We start from the raw sequence: 15020 nt of genomic DNA, 5'->3' as shown, positions 1-15020 counted from the left end.
GCCCGCGTCCGGGGCGGGCCGAAGGTCCCTGACCCGCAGGACCCGGGACCCCGGCGCGCCACACCGCCGAGCGCCGACCCTGACGGCAGCACACCGGTCAGGTCGGTCGCCGAGAGGAACGACGATGAGCACATCCCCACCGCGGGTCCTGGTGACCGTGGCCAGCCGGCACGGCTCCACGGCCGAGATCGCCGGCGCGGTCGCCCGGGACCTGCAGGAGTCCGCGGCCGGCCGGAGCTGCGGGCTCGTCGCCGTCGTCGTCCCGGTGGAGCGCGACCCCGAGCCGGGCGGCTTCGACGCGGTGGTGCTGGGCAGCGGCGTGTACGCCGGCCGGTGGCTGGAGCCCGCCCGGCACTACGCGGCGGCGCACGCCCCGGCGCTGCGGGGCCGGCCGGTCTGGCTGCTGAGCAGCGGGCCCATCGGCGCACCCCCCTTCCCGCCGGACGAGCCGCACGACGCCGAGCCGATCCGGTCGTCCGTGCGCGCCCGCGGGCACCGGGTCCTGCCGGGGCGGCTGGACCCGCACCGCCTGGGGATCGGCGAGCGGGCCATGGTCACGGCCATGCGCGCACCGGTCGGCGACTTCCGGGACTGGGCGGCCGTGCAGGCGTGGGCCGGGGAGATCGCCGAGGAGCTGGCCGGCCTGCTGGCCGACCGGGCCACCGCCCCGTCCGCCCCGCGGGCCTGACCGCGTCCGGTCAGCGGGCCGGCCGCTCCTGACCCGACGCGGTCGGCACCTCCTGCTCCCGGACGACCGCGTCGGGCGCCACCACCACCGGCACGGCGGCCTCGTGCATCAGCCGCGCGGCGACGCTGCCCATCAACCGGCGGGAGAAGCCCCGCCCGCGACGACCGAGCACGAGGACGTCGGCGGACTCGGCGATGGCGACCTCCTGCAGCACCCTCGCGGGCTGCCCGCAGCCGATCTCCACCACGGCGCCCTCCGGCAGCCAGCTCGCCCGGTCGGTGAGCAGGTCGTGGGCGGCCGCGCGCCGGGGGTCGTCGGGGAACTCGCCCTCGTCCGGGTCCAGCACGCTCACCAGGACGAACGTCGCACCGGCGAACAGCTGCCCGGCCGCCCGGACCGCCTGGTCGGACTCGGTCGAGCCGTCCACCCCGACGACGACGGTCAGCCGGCCCGGGTCACCGCCCGGGCGCCCGCCGTCCGCGCGCTCCAGCACCGCGACGTCCCGGCGGGCACGCTCGGCGGCGATCGGGACGAACAGCGGCCCCAGGACGGCGCCCATCAGGTACCACGCCCCCGCGCGGTGGCCCTGCCGGGCGAGCAGCACGACCACGGCGGCGAGGCCGGTGAGGACCCAGAGGGCGATGACGACGGCGACGTAGACGACGGTCTCCACGAGGTGCTCCGTTCCAGTGCGGTGGGGGTCCCGGTGCGGGCGGGCGCGGCGACCCCGGCGCGGTGCTCGGGGCTCCCGGCCCGGACGGTTCCAGGCACCCTCGACGGTCGCCGTCCCAGGCGACCGGCGCAGGAGGCCCTCGTCCCGCCGGCCGGGGACGTTGGCCCCTGCCCGGGGCCGCCGGCTGCCGTGATCGTCGACGTCGCGGCGCCCCACCACCGGGACGCCCCCCTGCCGAAACGGAGAAGCCCATGAAGGCCGCCGTCGTCACCTCACTCGGTGCACCCCTCCAGGTCCAGGACGTGCCCGCCCCCCGGCCGGGGCCCGGGCAGGTGCTGGTCCGGATGCAGGCGAGCGGGCTCTGCCACACCGACATCCACGCCGCGCGCGGCGACTGGCCGGTCAAGCCCACGCCACCCTTCACGCCCGGGCACGAGGGCATCGGCCTCGTCGAGGAGCTGGGCGAGGGCGTCACCACCCGGGCGATCGGCGACCGGGTCGCGATCGCCTGGCTGGGGTCGGCCTGCGGGCAGTGCCGGCACTGCATCGGGGGCTGGGAGACGCTCTGCGAGTCCCAGCAGAACTCCGGCTACTCCGTCGACGGCGCCCTCGCCGAGTACGCCGTCGTCGCCGCCGACTTCGCCACACCCGTCCCCGACGGCGTCTCCAGCACCGACGCCGCCCCGCTCACCTGCGCTGGCGTCACCACCTACAAGGCGATCAGGGTCGCCCGGGTCGCCCCGGCCGAGACCGTCGCCGTCTTCGGCATCGGCGGGCTGGGCCACCTGGCCCTGCAGTACGCCCGGATCGCCGGCGGCTTCGTCGTCGCCGTCGACGTCCAGGACGACAAGCTGCAGATGGCCCGCGAGCTCGGCGCCGACGAGGTGGTCAACGCGGCCACCACCGACCCCGTCGCCGCGATCCAGGCCCTCGGTGGCGCCGACGTCGCCGTCGCGCTCGCCGCCGCGCCGGCCTCCTTCGACCAGGCCTACCGGTCGCTGCGGCGCGGCGGCCGGCTGGTCTGCGTGGCGCTGCCGGCCGACGGGACCATGCAGCTCCCGATCTTCGACACCGTGCTGGCCGGCAAGACGGTGATCGGGTCGATCGTCGGCACCCGCAACGACCTCGCCGACGTCTTCGCCCTGCACGCCGCCGGCCGCACCCGCGTCGTCACTGCCGACCGCAAGCTCGACGACGTCAACGAGGCGATGGACGACGTGCTCGCCGGGCACGTGCCCGCCCGGATCGTCTTCCAGTTCTGAGCCGGCGGGGCAGGCTGCCCCCGCCGGTCGGACGGGCTGTGGTCAGGCGCCGCTCAGCCGGCGCAGTGACTCCCGGACCGACCACCGGGCCACCCGCAGCGGGACGGCCGCCGCCGCGACCGTCAGGTGGGCGGCCCACCGCAGCAGGTCGGCGTACTCGGCCGGGGGCGGCGTCGCCGGCCGCGGCGTGGCCGCCGGGGCGGGGTCCTGCCTCCGGGCGGGGTCCTGCCTCCGGGCGGGGCCCTGCACCCGGGCGGGCTCGGCCGACGGTGCGGGCTCGGCCGACGGTGCGGGCTCGGCTGGCGGGGCGAGCTCGGCAGGCGGGGTGGGCTCGGCAGGCGGGGTGGGCTCCGGCGAGGTCGCCGGCACGAGCAGGTCGAACGCCGTCCGCCGCCGCGGGTCGCGCAACGAGTCGAACGACGGGATCGCCGGCGCGTCCGGCGACTCCTCCTCGACCGGCTCCGGCTCGGTCCGGGGCTGCGCCGGCCGGGGCTGCGCCGGCCGGGGCTGCGCCGGCCGGGTCTGCGCCGGGCGGGCGGTGCCGGTGGACGGTTCGGGCACGACGGCGCGGATCGCGGCGATCGACCCCGGGCCCAGCCCGGCGATCCCGGACAGCTCCGCCCGGGTGAGCGCGGCCAGGTCGGCCACGGTGTCGACCCCGGCCCGGTGCAGCGCGGTCACCGCGCGGGCGGGCAGGCCCAGCTCGCGGACGGTGCTCCCGGGCACGTCCCGCGACGAGCTGTTCGACATGCGCCCAACGTATCGCCCGCGCCTCCGGCGGGCGGCAGGGCGCCGGGTGCTGCCCCCGCAGGGGCCCGCTCGGGCTTCGGATCGCCGTCCGGGCGGGGTCCTGGCACCCTGTGCCGGTGACCCGGGTGGAGCGCCAGACCGTCCAGCGGACCGCGAGCGTCCGGTCCTACGCCGGCCACTCCGTGCACGCGGCCCCGGGGGTCCACGAGTACGCGGTGACCCTCGTGCAGGCCGCCCTCCCGGCCGGGGGCCGGGTGCTGGAGGTCGGGGCCGGGTGCGGTGCGCTGGCGATGCGGCTGAAGGACGCCGGCTTCGACGTGGTGCCCACCGACCTCGAGCCGCCGCACGACTGGATCACCCGGCTGGACCTGGACCACCCCGAGCTCACCGAGGAGACCCGGGGCCCCTTCGACATCGTCGTCTGCGTCGAGACGCTGGAGCACGTGGAGAACCCGCGGCAGGTGCTCCGGTCGATCCGGTCGATGCTGCGGGTCGGGGACCGGCTGCTGGTCAGCACCCCGAACGTCACGCACCCGCACTCGCTGCTGAAGACGGTGCTGCGCGGCGCCCCGGTGTTCTTCGGGCCCGGGCACTACTACCAGCCGGGGCACATCACGCTGCTCCCCGACTGGATGCTGACCGAGCACGTCCGGCAGGCCGGGTTCGACCAGCTGGAGGTCCGGACCGCGGGCTCGATGGAGTACCACGGGCTCCGCCGGCTGGCCCACCGGGTGGAGCTCGCGCTGCTCCGGCTCGTCGGCCTGCGGGCACACCCCGCGGACGGCGAGGGGGTCTGCGTGTTCGTCACCGCCATCGCCGTCTGACCAGCGGTCTGAGCTCCGGGGGCGGTCAGCCGGGGGTCGGGAAGGACCGGTCGCCGAAGAGGACGTGCCGCGCCACCGCCCGGCCGAGCGGGGTGTGCAGCGCGGTGGACGCCGCCGCCGCCATGGCCGGGGTGCGGACCTGGGCCAGCGCCCGGCGCAGCAGCAGCCGCCCGCGGAAGCTCCGGCGCAGCGCGGCGCCGTCGTAGCGGTCCAGCGCCCCCGGCCGGCCGGTCCGCAGCGCCTCGTCGAGCACGTCGGCGGCGTGCTCGGACAGCCGCAGGCAGGGGTCGAGCCCACCGGCGGTGAGCGGGGAGACCGCGCCCGCGGCGTCGCCCACGAGCAGCCCGTCCGCGCAGCCGATCCGGCGCAGCAGGCCGCCCACCGGGATGGGACCCCCGCGCAGCTCGACGTCGTCCGGCCGGACCACGCCGGACAGCCCGGGTGCACTCGCCCCGAACCGCTGCACGGCCCGGCGCAGGCCGTCGGGGAAGCGGTCGGGGTACCCGGCCACGCCCACGTGGGCGTGCTCCCCGTCGTTGACCACCCAGGCCAGGTAGCCGGGCGCCAGGGAGGGGTCGAGGACGCAGTGGAAGGCCGGGGGGTCGGTGCTGCCCGGCACGGCGAACACCTCCTCGCCACCGACCAGCAGGTGCCGGTTGCGGTCCAGCCCCAGGTCCCGGGCGACCCCCGAGCGGGCGCCGTCGGCACCGACGACGAACCGGGCGCGCACCCGCACCGGGCCGTCCGGGCCGGTCAGCAGCCAGTGCCCCTCCCCCCGACCGGCGTACCTGGTGGCCAACACCAGGCGCACACCGGCGTCGGTCGCGGCGCGGGCGGCGGCCAGGTACAGCCCGCCCATGTCCCCCACCCGGTACTCGTCGCGGGCGCTGTCCAGCGTCACCGGGCGGCGCAGCGACGGCGGGTAGAGCACCACCCGCCGGATCGGCGGCCCGAGGCGGTCGGGTGGCAGCGGGAAGTCGTCGAGGGTCTTGCGGACGAAGATGCCGGTGGTCCGGATCGCGCAGTCGAGGCGCGGACGTCGCTCGGCCAGCAGCACGTCGTGGCCCCGCCGGGCGAGCAGCGTGGCGGCGTGCAGCCCGGCCAGCCCGGCACCGACGACCAGGACGTCGACCGCCTCGGAGCGCGCCGCCCCCAGGGAGCCGGCCGCCGGACGGCGGGACGCGGCGACCTGGGCTCGCGCGAACGGGCGCGGATCGGTCGACATACGCCGATCATCGACTGTAACCGATCGAGAGTCAATCGATCAGCCAGCATGTCGGCATCCTCCGGACGGTCCGCTGCGACCCACCGGGCGACCGCCCCTGCCCGCCGGCGGCCGCCGTACCCGAGCCGCGGCTCGTCCGGGCGGGGCAGGACTCCACCGGCCGGTAGCGTGCCGGGGATGTCGGCGGACACGCTCCAGCGGGACCCGGTGCGGCGGCGGCTGGACGCGCTGACCTTCGGGCTGTTCACCGTCGCCCTGGGCACCAACATCCCCACGCCGCTGCTGCTGGTCTACCGGCGCACCCTGGGTCTCTCCGACGCCGACGTCACCGCCGTCTTCGGCTGCTACGCCCTCGGCCTCATCGCGGCGCTGACGCTGTCCGGGCCGGCCTCGGACCGGTTCGGCCGGCGGGCCCTGGTCCTGCCGTTCGCCGTCCTCGCCGGCCTGGTCTCGCTGCTGTTCCTGCCCGCCGTCGACCACCTGCCGCTGCTCTACGCCGGGCGGCTGCTGCAGGGCGTCGTCTCCGGGGTGGTGTTCTCGGTGGCCAACGCCTGGCTGCAGGAACTCGCCGGCCCGGACGGCCAGCAGTCGGCGGCCACCCGGGGCGCGGTGTCGACGTCGCTGGGCTTCGCCGTGGCACCGGCGATGAGCGGGCTGCTCGCCCAGTACGGCCCGGCCCCGACCACGCTGCCCTACCTGGTGCACGTCGCCGTCCTGGTCATCGGGCTCGGCGCGCTGGCCACCGTGCCGGAGACGGTGCAGGCACGCCAGGGCGGCAAGCTGATGACGCTGGGCCTGCCCCCGGAGGCCCGCCGGCCGTTCTGGGCGGTGCTGGCCCCCACCGCCGTCGGGGTGTTCGCCTTCCCGACCATCGCCGCGACCCTGCTGCCGCTGCTGGTGGTCCCCGACGGGGTCGGCGTCGCCTACGCCGGGCTGGTCGCCGGGCTGGCGCTGGGCGCGAGCGCGGTCGCCGCCCGGCTGGGCCGGCGCTCGCCGCGGGGTGCCGCACCGCTGGGCATGGTGCTCGCCGGGGTCGGGCACTCGCTCGGCATCGCGGCGATCGTCGGGGAGTCCGAGGCGCTGCTGCTGCCCGCGGCGGCGCTGCTCGGCGGGGCGGGCGGCCTCTGCCTCACCGCCGGGCTGACCCTCACCGCCCAGCTGGCACCCCCGCACGCCCGGGGCGCGATGAACAGCGCCTTCTACGCCTTCGCCTACGCCGGCTTCGGCACCCCGCTGCTGCTGGCCTGGCTGGGCTCGACGTTCGGCACGGTCCCGGCGATGACCGGCTTCCTCGCCGTGCCGCTCGCCCTCGCCGGCTGGCTGTCGCTGGAGCTCCGGCGGCGGGGCTGACGGGCCTCTTGCCTCCCCGGATGTGGCCCACGACACTCCCGGGATGGCGAACGCACCCCTCGTGATCGGCACCGGCCCGCGCAAGGTCCTGGCCCTGCACGGCTGGTTCGGCTCCGCGACCGGCTGGGGCCACCTCCCCGACCTGGTCGACGGCGACCGGTACAGCTGGCTGTTCCTCGACTACCGCGGCTACGGCGCCCGGCGCGGCGAGGCCGGCGAGTACAGCCTCGCCGAGATCTCCGCCGACGCCCTCGCCGCCGTCGACGCCCAGGGCTGGTCCTCCTTCGCCGTGGTCGGGCACTCGATGGGCGGCAGCGCGATGCAGCGCGTGCTCCTCGACGCCGGCGGCCGGGTCGACGGGCTGCTCGGCGTGAGCCCGGTGCCCGCCACCGGCGTCCCGTTCGACGAGCAGTCCGGGCCGCTGTTCCGCGGCGCCGCCGAGGACCGGGGCAACCGGTACGCCATCCTCGACCTCACCACCGGTGGCCGGCTGAGCCGCACCTGGCTGGAGCGCATGGTGCAGTTCTCCCTCGACCAGTCCGACCCCGCGGCCTTCCGGGCGTACCTGGACGCCTGGGCGGGCACCGACTTCTCCGCCGAGGTGCAGGGCCACCCGGTCCCGGTCCGGGTCGTGGTGGGCGAGCACGACCCGGCGCTGAGCGCCGCGGTCATGGAGCAGACGTTCCTGCAGCACTACCCCAACGCCTCGCTGGAGGTGCTGCCCAACGCCGGCCACTACGCGATGTACGAGACGCCCGTGGCGCTGCTGAGCACCGTGGAGCGCTTCCTGGACGACCTGTGACCCCGGCGCCGGCCGCGGACACCGCCGCCGTCCTGGACCCCGCGACCTACGAGACCGGCCCACCGCTGGCGGAGCTGGCCCGGCTGCGCGCCGCGGGCCCGGTCACCTGGGTCGACGAACCGGACGGCCCCGGTCTCTGGCTGGTCCTCCGGCACGCCGAGGTCGAGCGGGTGCTCACGGACCCGGCCACCTTCTCCTCCTGGCTCGGCGCCACCCAGGTCCGCGACGCCGGTGACCTGGCCTGGGTCCGCCGGATGATGCTGAACACCGACCCGCCGGACCACTCCCGGCTGCGCCGGCTGCTGACCCGGTCGTTCACCCCGCGCGCGGTGGCGGCGCTGACCGCCTCGATCGAGGCGACCGCGGCCGCACTGGTCGACCGGATGGTCGCCGGGCGCCGCGAGGGCCGGTGCGACTTCGCCAAGGACGTCGCCGCCGACCTGCCCTTGGTCACCCTGGCCGACGTGCTCGGCGTCCCCACCGAGGACCGCTGGCTGATGTTCGACTGGTCGAACCGGGTGATCGGCTGGCAGGACCCCGACTACGCCTCCTCCGCCGTCTTCGACGCCCGCAGCGGGACGGCGATGGCCCGGCAGGCGGTGGCGCTGCGCCCGGCACCGGACGCCGACGGGCGGCTGCCCGACCCGCGCACCCGCGCCGGCATGCCGGACCTCTACGCCTACGCGCGGCTGCTGGCCGAGGAGAAGCGCCGCGCCCCCGGCCGGGACGTCATGTCCATCCTGCTCGCGCAGACCGGCGGGGACGACGCACCGGTCAGCGACGCGGAGTTCGAGAACATGTTCTGGCTGTTCGCGGTGGCCGGCAACGAGACGTTGCGCAACGGGCTGCCCGGCGGCCTCATCGCCCTGCTCTCGCACCCGGAGGCGCTGGCCCAGCTGCGGGCCGACCCGGGGCTGCTGCCCGGCGCGGTGGAGGAGATGCTGCGCTGGTGGACGCCGGTGATGGTCTTCCGCCGGACGGCGACCCGCGACGTCACGATCGGCGACGCCCGGGTGCGGGCCGGGGACAAGGTCGTCGTCTCCTTCACCTCGGCCAACCGGGACGAGCGGGTGTTCCCCGAGCCCGACCGCTTCGACGTCCGCCGGTCGCCCAACCCGCAGCTGTCCTTCGGCCACGGGCCGCACTTCTGCCTCGGCGCCCAGCTGGCCCGGGTGCAGATGCGCGCGCTGTTCGCCGAACTGCTGCGGCGCACCAGCGTGCTGGAGCTGGACGGGCCGCCGGCGCTGCTCCGGTCGAGCTTCCAGCGCGGGGTCAAGCGTCTGCCGATCCGCTGGGTCGCCGCCTGAGCCGGGCATGCTCGTGGCGAGCGGGTGTCACATCTCCGGCCGCGGCGGTGCTGTAGGGGCATGGACCTCGTTCGGTACGGACCCCCGGCGGCGCTGCAGCTGCCCGTGCCGGGGCGCACGGCGGCCCGGGTCGGGAGGAAGGGCGGGACGGTGGCAGGTGCCGTGCGGTCCGACCTCGGCGAGGTGTTCCGGCGCGACTATCCGCAGGTCGTGGCGGTGGCCGCCCGGGTGCTCGGCTCCCGGGACGAGGCCGAGGACGTCGCCCAGGAGGTCTTCCTGGCCTTCGGCCGGTCCACCGTGCCGGCCGCGGAGGCGCCCGGCTGGTTGTCCGTCGCCGCCGTCCACACCGCCCTCAACCTGATCCGCTCCGGGCGCCGCCGCGCGTCCCGGGAGGAGACCGTCCACCGCCTCGGCGACGTCGTCACCCCTGACGTCGCCGAGACGGTGGTCACCCGCGAGGACCGCAGCCGCGTCCGGGCCGCGCTCGGCGGGCTCCCCCGCAAGCAGGCCGTGGCCCTGGTGCTCCGGCACAGCGGCCTCAGCTACGCCGAGGTCGCCGCGGCACTCGACATGTCCCCCGGCAGCGTCGGCACCACCGTCCGACGCGCCGAATCCGCACTGCGCAAGGAGCTGACCCGTCATGCGTCATCCGACTGAAGGCACGCTGCGCCGCCTGCTCGACGAGCCGGCCGGCGTCTCCGACCCCGACCGGGCGCACGTCGCCGGGTGCCCGCAGTGCCTGAGTGCACTGTCCGCCACCCGCCGGGACGCCGACCTCGTCGGCGCCGCGCTGGCGACCGAGGGCAGCACCGACGTCGACGCCGGCTGGCGGCGGCTCACCGCGGCCCTGCCCGCCGCCGTACCCGCTACCGGGTCCACCGCCCGCCCCGAGCGGGCCCGCCCCGGCCGGTCCCGCGGGTTCCGGCGACCGGCCGCCGCCGTCCTGGCGTTCGGCGTCGTGCTGGCGGGTGCCGGCACCGCGGCCGCGAACGACTGGCTGCAGGTCTTCCGCACCGAGGAGGTCGCCCCGCTCACCCTCACCAGCAGCGACCTCGTCGCGCTGCCGGACCTGAGCGCCTACGGCGACGTCGAGCTCACCGGCGACCCGGAGGTGCACGAGGTCCCCGACGCGGCGACCGCCGCCGAGGAGTCCGGGCTGGACGTCCCCGAGGTCGCCGACCTGCCCGGCGGCGTCACCGGCGAGCCGATGATCTCGGTGGGCGGACAGCTCAGCGCCACCTTCACCTACTCGGCCGACCGCGCCGCCCAGGCCGCCGCCGCGGCCGGTGAGGTGCTGCCGCCGCCCCCGCCTGGGCTGGACGGGAGCTCGGTGCGGCTGGTCGCCGGCCCGGGCGTCGCCCAGGTCTGGTCGTCCGAGTCCGGGCTCCCCGCGCTCGTCGTGGGGCGCGCCGTCGCCCCGTCGGCGTACTCCTCCGGCGTCCCCTTCGAGACCGTCCGCGACCACCTGCTGTCGCTGCCCGGCCTGCCCGAGGACGTCGCCGCGCAGCTGCGGAGCTTCACCGCCGACGGCTCGACCCTCCCGATCCCCGTGCCCGCCGAGCTGGCGACCAGCTCGACGGCCGAGGTCGACGGCGAGGAGGCCACGGTGCTGACCGGCAACGACGGCGCGATGGCGGCCGTGGTGTGGGTCTCCGACGGCGTGGTCACCGCGGTGGCCGGTTCGCTGGACACCGAGGAGCTGCTGTCGGTCGCCCGGGACCTGCGCTGAGGATGAGCACCGTGGACAGCGGTGCCGGGGTGCAGGACGCCGCCGACCTGGTGGCGGGCCTGCCCCCGGCACCGGCGGCCTGGTGCACCGGGCTGCGCAAGCAGTACCGCAAGCACCTGGCCGTGGAGGACGTCTCGCTGCAGGTCGGCCGCGGGGAGATCGTCGGGCTGCTCGGGCCCAACGGCGCGGGCAAGACCACCGTGATCAAGATGCTGCTCGGGCTGGTCCGCCCCGACTCCGGCGAGGCGATGCTGCTCGGGCAGCGGTCCGCCGACCCGGCCGCCCGCGCCCGGGTCGGCTACCTGCCCGAGCTCTTCCGCTACCAGCCCTGGCTGACCGCGGCCGAGGTGCTGGCCCTGCACGCCCGGCTCTCCGGCGCCGGGGTGCCCGCCGCCGAGCAACGCGAGTGCCTGGCGCTGGTGGGCCTCTCCCGCCGCGGCGACGACCGGGTGGGCGGCTTCTCCAAGGGCATGCAGCAGCGGCTGGGCCTGGCCGTCGCCCTGGTGGGCCGGCCGGAGTTCGTGGTGCTGGACGAGCCGACCAGCGCGCTGGACCCGCTGGGCCGCGCCGACGTCCGCGACATCGTGCTGGAGCTGCGGTCCCGCGGGGTCGCGGTGCTGCTCAACTCCCACCTGATCGGTGAGGTCGAGCGGGTCTGCGACCGGGTCGTCGTCCTGGACCGCGGCCGGGTCGCCGCCTCCGGCACCCTCGCCGAGCTGCTCGGTCAGCGCGAGGTGCGGCTGCACCTGACCGACCTCTCCCCCGCCGCCCAGCAGCGGCTCACCGCGGTGGGCCGGGTCGACCGGGAGGGCGAGTGGTCCACCGTGGCCCTCTCCGCCGACGACGACGGGACGGCGGTGCCCGACCTGGTGCGCGACCTGGTCGCCCTCGGCGTCCGGGTGCACGCGGTCGAGCCGGTGCGGATCAGCCTGGAGGAGCGCCTGCTCGGCATCCTGCGGGACGGCGCCGCCACCCGGGCGGCGGGCCCGTCGTGACCACGACCCGCACGGTGCTCACCATCGCCGCGCTCACCCTGCGCGAGGCCTCCCGGCGGCGGGTGCTGTTCGCGCTCGTCGCGCTCACCGTCGGGCTGCTCGGGCTGAGCAGCTGGGGCTTCTCCCGGCTGGCCGCCGAGTCGCTGACCAGCGGCGAGGCCCGGCTGACCGCGTCGATCCTGCTGAACCTGGTGATGTTCGGCTACAGCCTGGTCGCCGCCCTGGGCACCGCGTTCCTGGCCGGCCCCACGCTGTCCGGGGAGACGGAGTCCGGCATCGCGCTGTCGATGCTGGCCCGGCCGATCCGCCGCTCGGCGTTCCTGCTCGGCAAGTGGCTGGGCCTGGTGGCCTTCGGCAGCGGCTTCGTCGTCCTGGCCGGGCTGGCCCAGGTCCTCGTCGTCCGGGTCACCGTCGACTACTGGCCGCCGGCGCCGGCGACCGCGCTGGCGCTGCTCGCCGCCCAGACGGTGGTGCTGCTGACCCTCACGGTGCTGCTGGCGACGGTCATCTCGCCGATGGCCTCGGGCGTGGTGGCCGTCGGCCTGTTCTGCACGACCTGGGTGGCCGGGGTGGTGGGCGCGATCGGCGAGGCGCTGGGCAACGACGCCGTCGGCCGGGTCGGCAGCGTCTCCAGGGTGCTGCTGCCCACCGACGGGCTGTGGCGCGGGGCGATGAACGCCTTCCAGGACCCGTCCGCGATCGTCCAGTTCGGCGGCGCCGACGAGGGGGCCGGGGCGTTCCCGTTCCTCAGCACGGCGCCGCTGACCGCCACGTACCTCGGCTGGGCCGTGCTCTGGGTGGTCATGGTGTGGGCCCTGGCCGCGATGTCCTTCGTCCGCCGCGACCTCTGATGGCCGGCCCCGGACCGGTCGTGCTCGCGCTGCCGTTCCGGGGCACCTGGCGGGTGGAGAACAGCCCGGCGCGGCGGGTGCCGAGCCACGGCACGCACCTGTTCGCCACGACGTACGCCATCGACTTCACCGCCGTGCAGGGCCGGCGGACGGCGACCACCCGGGACTGGCGGTCGCTGCTGGGCACCGAGCCGGTCGACCGGTTCGTCGCCTTCGGGCAGCCCGTCCTCGCCCCGGCGTCCGGGCGGGTGGTGGCGGTGCACGACGGCGAGCCGGACGGCGTGGCCCGCCGCTCGCCCGCCGCCCGGGTGCCCTACGCCGTGACCCAGGCGAGCCGGGCCCGCGACGGTGCCGGGGCCCTGGCCGGCAACCACGTGGTCCTCGAGCTGCCGGACCAGGGCGCCCACGTCGTGCTGGCCCACCTGCGCGCCGGGTCGCTGCGGGTGCGCGCCGGCGACCGGGTCGCGACCGGCCAGCAGCTGGCCGAGTGCGGCAACTCGGGTAACTCGACCCAGCCGCACGTGCACGTCCAGGCCATGGACGCCGCCGACCCGTTCACCGCGCGCGGGCTGCCGCTGGCCTTCCGCGACCACCGGTGCTGGCCCCGGGACGGCGGTCCGCCGGTCACCGTCGAGCTGGGTGTGCCCGAGGAGGCGGCGGTGGTCGAGCCGCTGTGACGGCGGCTCACCAGCTGCCGCCGCCGCCTCCCCCGGCCGCGCCGCCCACGTAGGTCGCACCCGTGCCACTGCCCGCGCTCGCCGGCGGGGAGAGCGCCGGGTTCTGCGGGGAGGAGAACGCCAGCAGCGCCGGCCACACGGCCACGTGTCCGGCGCCGTCGGCCGGCCGGTACCAGGTCGGGGTGGTGCCGGGACCGGCCGCCTGGGCCCGGGCCGTCCACTCTTCCGCGACGCCGAGGGCCACCGCGTGCGGCAGGTGCCGGAGCCGCAGGTCGGTGCGCGCGGGGCCAGCGAGTTGCTCGAGGTCGGCCACCCATGGGGCGTCCGAGGCGGCGAGGTGGTCCCGGAACGCGGCCGCCCGCTCGTGCACCTCGGCGCCCTCGGGGGTGCGCTGCGGCATCCGCCCGGCCAGCCCGAGCAGGACCAGCCCGGCGAGGACGACGCCGCTGCCGGCCAGCGCCCAGGTGCTGGTGGCGGCCAGGACGACGGTCAGCACGACGCCGGCGACGAGCACCCCGGCGCCGAGGACGTACCAGCGGCGCCGGACCGCGGCGGGGTCGGCGCGGAACCAGCCACGCTCCACCACGTCCTGGTACATCGCCGCACAGGCTCGGCTCTCCACGGCCGTGAACCGCGACTGCAGGTCCGACAGCCGCACGACCGCACCGTCGGCGAAGACGTCGTCGAGCAGCTGCCGCTCGTAGGGCCGCAGACCTCGCGGGTCGGCCGGTGTGCGGACCAGCCGCCAGTCCGACGGGACCCCGTCGTCGTCCGGCCCGTCGTCGTCCTGTCCGCCGTCACCCTGCTCGGCGTCGTCCGGGTCGTCCGGGTCGGTCTCCTCGATCCGCAGCTGCCCGCGGACCGCCAGGTCCAGCAGCGTGGCGATGACCTCGTGCCGCTGGGCGCGGCCGTCCAGCACGGTGCCCAGCTCGGCCGGGCGGGCGTCGTGCGGCGGGGTGAGCTGAGGCGCGCCCGGCCCGGGCGCCCGCGCCGGTCGGCCGCGGCGGGCGCGGAGCAGGGCGGGGACGACGAGGGCGAGGAGCGCGCCGACGGCCAGGCCCGCGGTCGTCGGGGTGGCGCGGAAGGCCTGCGCCGGGCTGAACGTCTCCTCCAGCACCGGCTCCGCACCGGCGAAGGTGCCCGCCGGGTAGGTGCCGCTCACCGTCACGCCCTCCCCCGGCGCCAGCCCGGTGGCCTGGGCGCGCAGGTCCCCGCTCGCGGTGCGATCCACCGGGCACGCGGTCCGGGAGTCGTCCGCGCCGACCGCGCAGTCGCCGCCGACGGGCCCTGCGGGAGCGGACAGCTGGACGTCGACCTCGTCGATCGGCACGTCCCAGCCGGTCCCGACGGCGTTCCAGGCCAGCCGGTCGCCGTCGTCCCCCGGGTCGGCGACCCCGTCGACCCGGTAGCTCAGCACGTAGGTGTGCCGGCCGGTGACCTCGGTGTCCTCGTCGCCGACCCGGACGGTCAGCACGCCGTCCTCGCTGGTGACCTCCGTGTCGGCGGGCGCGCCCGTGGGGCTCTGCACCGTGACGTCGCTGATCGGGTACAGCCGGTCGCGGGTCTGCTCGTACGGGGCCCGCTCCGGGATGAGGCGCTCGATCCCGTGGCGTTCGGAGTCGGCGAAGTCGTAGGCGATCGTCTCCTCGACCTGCAGCGAGCCGTCTTCGGCGGCGACCAGGTCGACCTCGTAGGAGCGGATCGCCTCCTCCGGCCCGCCGTCCGTGCAGCCGGCCAGCAGCAGCGCCGGGAAGACGAGCCCGGCCAGGCCCGCACGCCGTCCGTCCGCACCCATGTCGCACCGTCCTCACATCTCGACCGTCTGCCGGACCGTTCCGCGGCGGTGCACCTGGTGCCCCGAGCCGCGGCGACTGGCCGGTGGCCAGA

The 15020-nt window shown here is 76.9% G+C and carries 15 protein-coding genes; 11 read left to right on the top strand and 4 right to left on the bottom strand.

Annotation, left to right across the window (positions count from 1 at the left end):
* The first annotated feature begins 124 nt into the window (after nt 1-124).
* Nucleotides 125-688, top strand: a complete 564-nt coding sequence (locus FB380_RS16940) for a flavodoxin domain-containing protein (protein ID WP_208383661.1) — start codon at nt 125-127, stop codon at nt 686-688.
* Between the two features lie 10 nt (nt 689-698).
* Here FB380_RS16940 and FB380_RS16935 read toward each other — a convergent pair whose 3' ends face one another.
* Nucleotides 699-1361 carry a universal stress protein gene (locus FB380_RS16935; RefSeq protein ID WP_166756532.1) on the bottom strand — a complete coding sequence of 221 codons (663 nt, stop codon included), beginning with the start codon at nt 1359-1361 and terminating at the stop codon, nt 699-701.
* Between the two features lie 251 nt (nt 1362-1612).
* Here FB380_RS16935 and adhP point away from each other — a divergent pair, with 251 nt between their 5' ends.
* A complete protein-coding gene (gene adhP, locus FB380_RS16930) occupies nt 1613-2623 on the top strand; it encodes an alcohol dehydrogenase AdhP (RefSeq protein WP_166756531.1) in 1011 nt (336 codons plus the stop codon).
* A 42-nt stretch (nt 2624-2665) separates the two neighbouring features.
* Here adhP and FB380_RS16925 read toward each other — a convergent pair whose 3' ends face one another.
* Nucleotides 2666-3373, bottom strand: a complete 708-nt coding sequence (locus FB380_RS16925) for a DNA-directed RNA polymerase subunit alpha C-terminal domain-containing protein (RefSeq protein ID WP_166756530.1) — start codon at nt 3371-3373, stop codon at nt 2666-2668.
* Between the two features lie 116 nt (nt 3374-3489).
* Between FB380_RS16925 and FB380_RS16920 the strand changes: the two genes are divergently transcribed.
* Complete coding sequence (locus tag FB380_RS16920; protein WP_229682241.1) at nt 3490-4197, top strand: class I SAM-dependent methyltransferase; 708 nt, start codon at nt 3490-3492, stop codon at nt 4195-4197.
* A gap of 25 nt (nt 4198-4222) precedes the next feature.
* On the opposite strand, the gene FB380_RS16915 is transcribed toward FB380_RS16920, so the two are convergent.
* Nucleotides 4223-5422: an NAD(P)/FAD-dependent oxidoreductase gene (locus tag FB380_RS16915; protein WP_166756528.1), complete on the bottom strand. Its 1200-nt coding sequence runs from the start codon at nt 5420-5422 to the stop codon at nt 4223-4225.
* Nucleotides 5423-5599: 177 nt separating this feature from the next.
* Between FB380_RS16915 and FB380_RS16910 the strand changes: the two genes are divergently transcribed.
* The 8 genes from FB380_RS16910 to FB380_RS16875 are packed head-to-tail and all read left to right on the top strand — an operon-like array spanning nt 5600 to nt 13133.
* Nucleotides 5600-6772 carry an MFS transporter gene (locus FB380_RS16910; protein WP_166756527.1) on the top strand — a complete coding sequence of 391 codons (1173 nt, stop codon included), beginning with the start codon at nt 5600-5602 and terminating at the stop codon, nt 6770-6772.
* 43 nt (nt 6773-6815) lie between these two features.
* Entirely contained in the window at nt 6816-7574 is a 759-nt protein-coding gene (locus FB380_RS16905) for an alpha/beta fold hydrolase (RefSeq protein WP_166756526.1), read from the top strand.
* Entirely contained in the window at nt 7571-8881 is a 1311-nt protein-coding gene (locus FB380_RS16900) for a cytochrome P450 (RefSeq protein WP_166756525.1), read from the top strand. The genes FB380_RS16905 and FB380_RS16900 overlap by 4 nt, the downstream gene beginning before the upstream one ends.
* A 60-nt stretch (nt 8882-8941) precedes the next feature.
* Nucleotides 8942-9538, top strand: a complete 597-nt coding sequence (locus tag FB380_RS16895) for a sigma-70 family RNA polymerase sigma factor (RefSeq protein ID WP_166756524.1) — start codon at nt 8942-8944, stop codon at nt 9536-9538.
* Nucleotides 9522-10610: a hypothetical protein gene (locus FB380_RS16890; protein WP_166756523.1), complete on the top strand. Its 1089-nt coding sequence runs from the start codon at nt 9522-9524 to the stop codon at nt 10608-10610. Before FB380_RS16895 ends, FB380_RS16890 begins: the two co-directional genes overlap by 17 nt.
* 2 nt (nt 10611-10612) lie before the next feature.
* Entirely contained in the window at nt 10613-11605 is a 993-nt protein-coding gene (locus FB380_RS16885) for an ABC transporter ATP-binding protein (RefSeq protein WP_166756522.1), read from the top strand.
* Entirely contained in the window at nt 11602-12456 is an 855-nt protein-coding gene (locus FB380_RS16880; RefSeq protein WP_166756521.1) for an ABC transporter permease, read from the top strand. Before FB380_RS16885 ends, FB380_RS16880 begins: the two co-directional genes overlap by 4 nt.
* Nucleotides 12456-13133, top strand: a complete 678-nt coding sequence (locus FB380_RS16875) for a M23 family metallopeptidase (protein WP_166756520.1) — start codon at nt 12456-12458, stop codon at nt 13131-13133. Before FB380_RS16880 ends, FB380_RS16875 begins: the two co-directional genes overlap by 1 nt.
* Before the next feature lie 7 nt (nt 13134-13140).
* Here the strand turns inward: FB380_RS16875 and FB380_RS16870 are convergent, their stop codons facing one another.
* Complete coding sequence (locus FB380_RS16870) at nt 13141-14928, bottom strand: DUF2207 domain-containing protein (RefSeq protein ID WP_166756519.1); 1788 nt, start codon at nt 14926-14928, stop codon at nt 13141-13143.
* Nucleotides 14929-15020 lie beyond the last annotated feature (92 nt).

Origin of the sequence: Modestobacter marinus (assembly GCF_011758655.1) — a bacterium.
In the GTDB taxonomy this organism is placed as follows: Bacteria; Actinomycetota; Actinomycetes; order Mycobacteriales; family Geodermatophilaceae; genus Modestobacter; species Modestobacter marinus.
The sequence above is the reverse complement of the archived record's forward strand: the minus strand, read 5'-3'. Positions and strand labels throughout refer to the sequence as shown.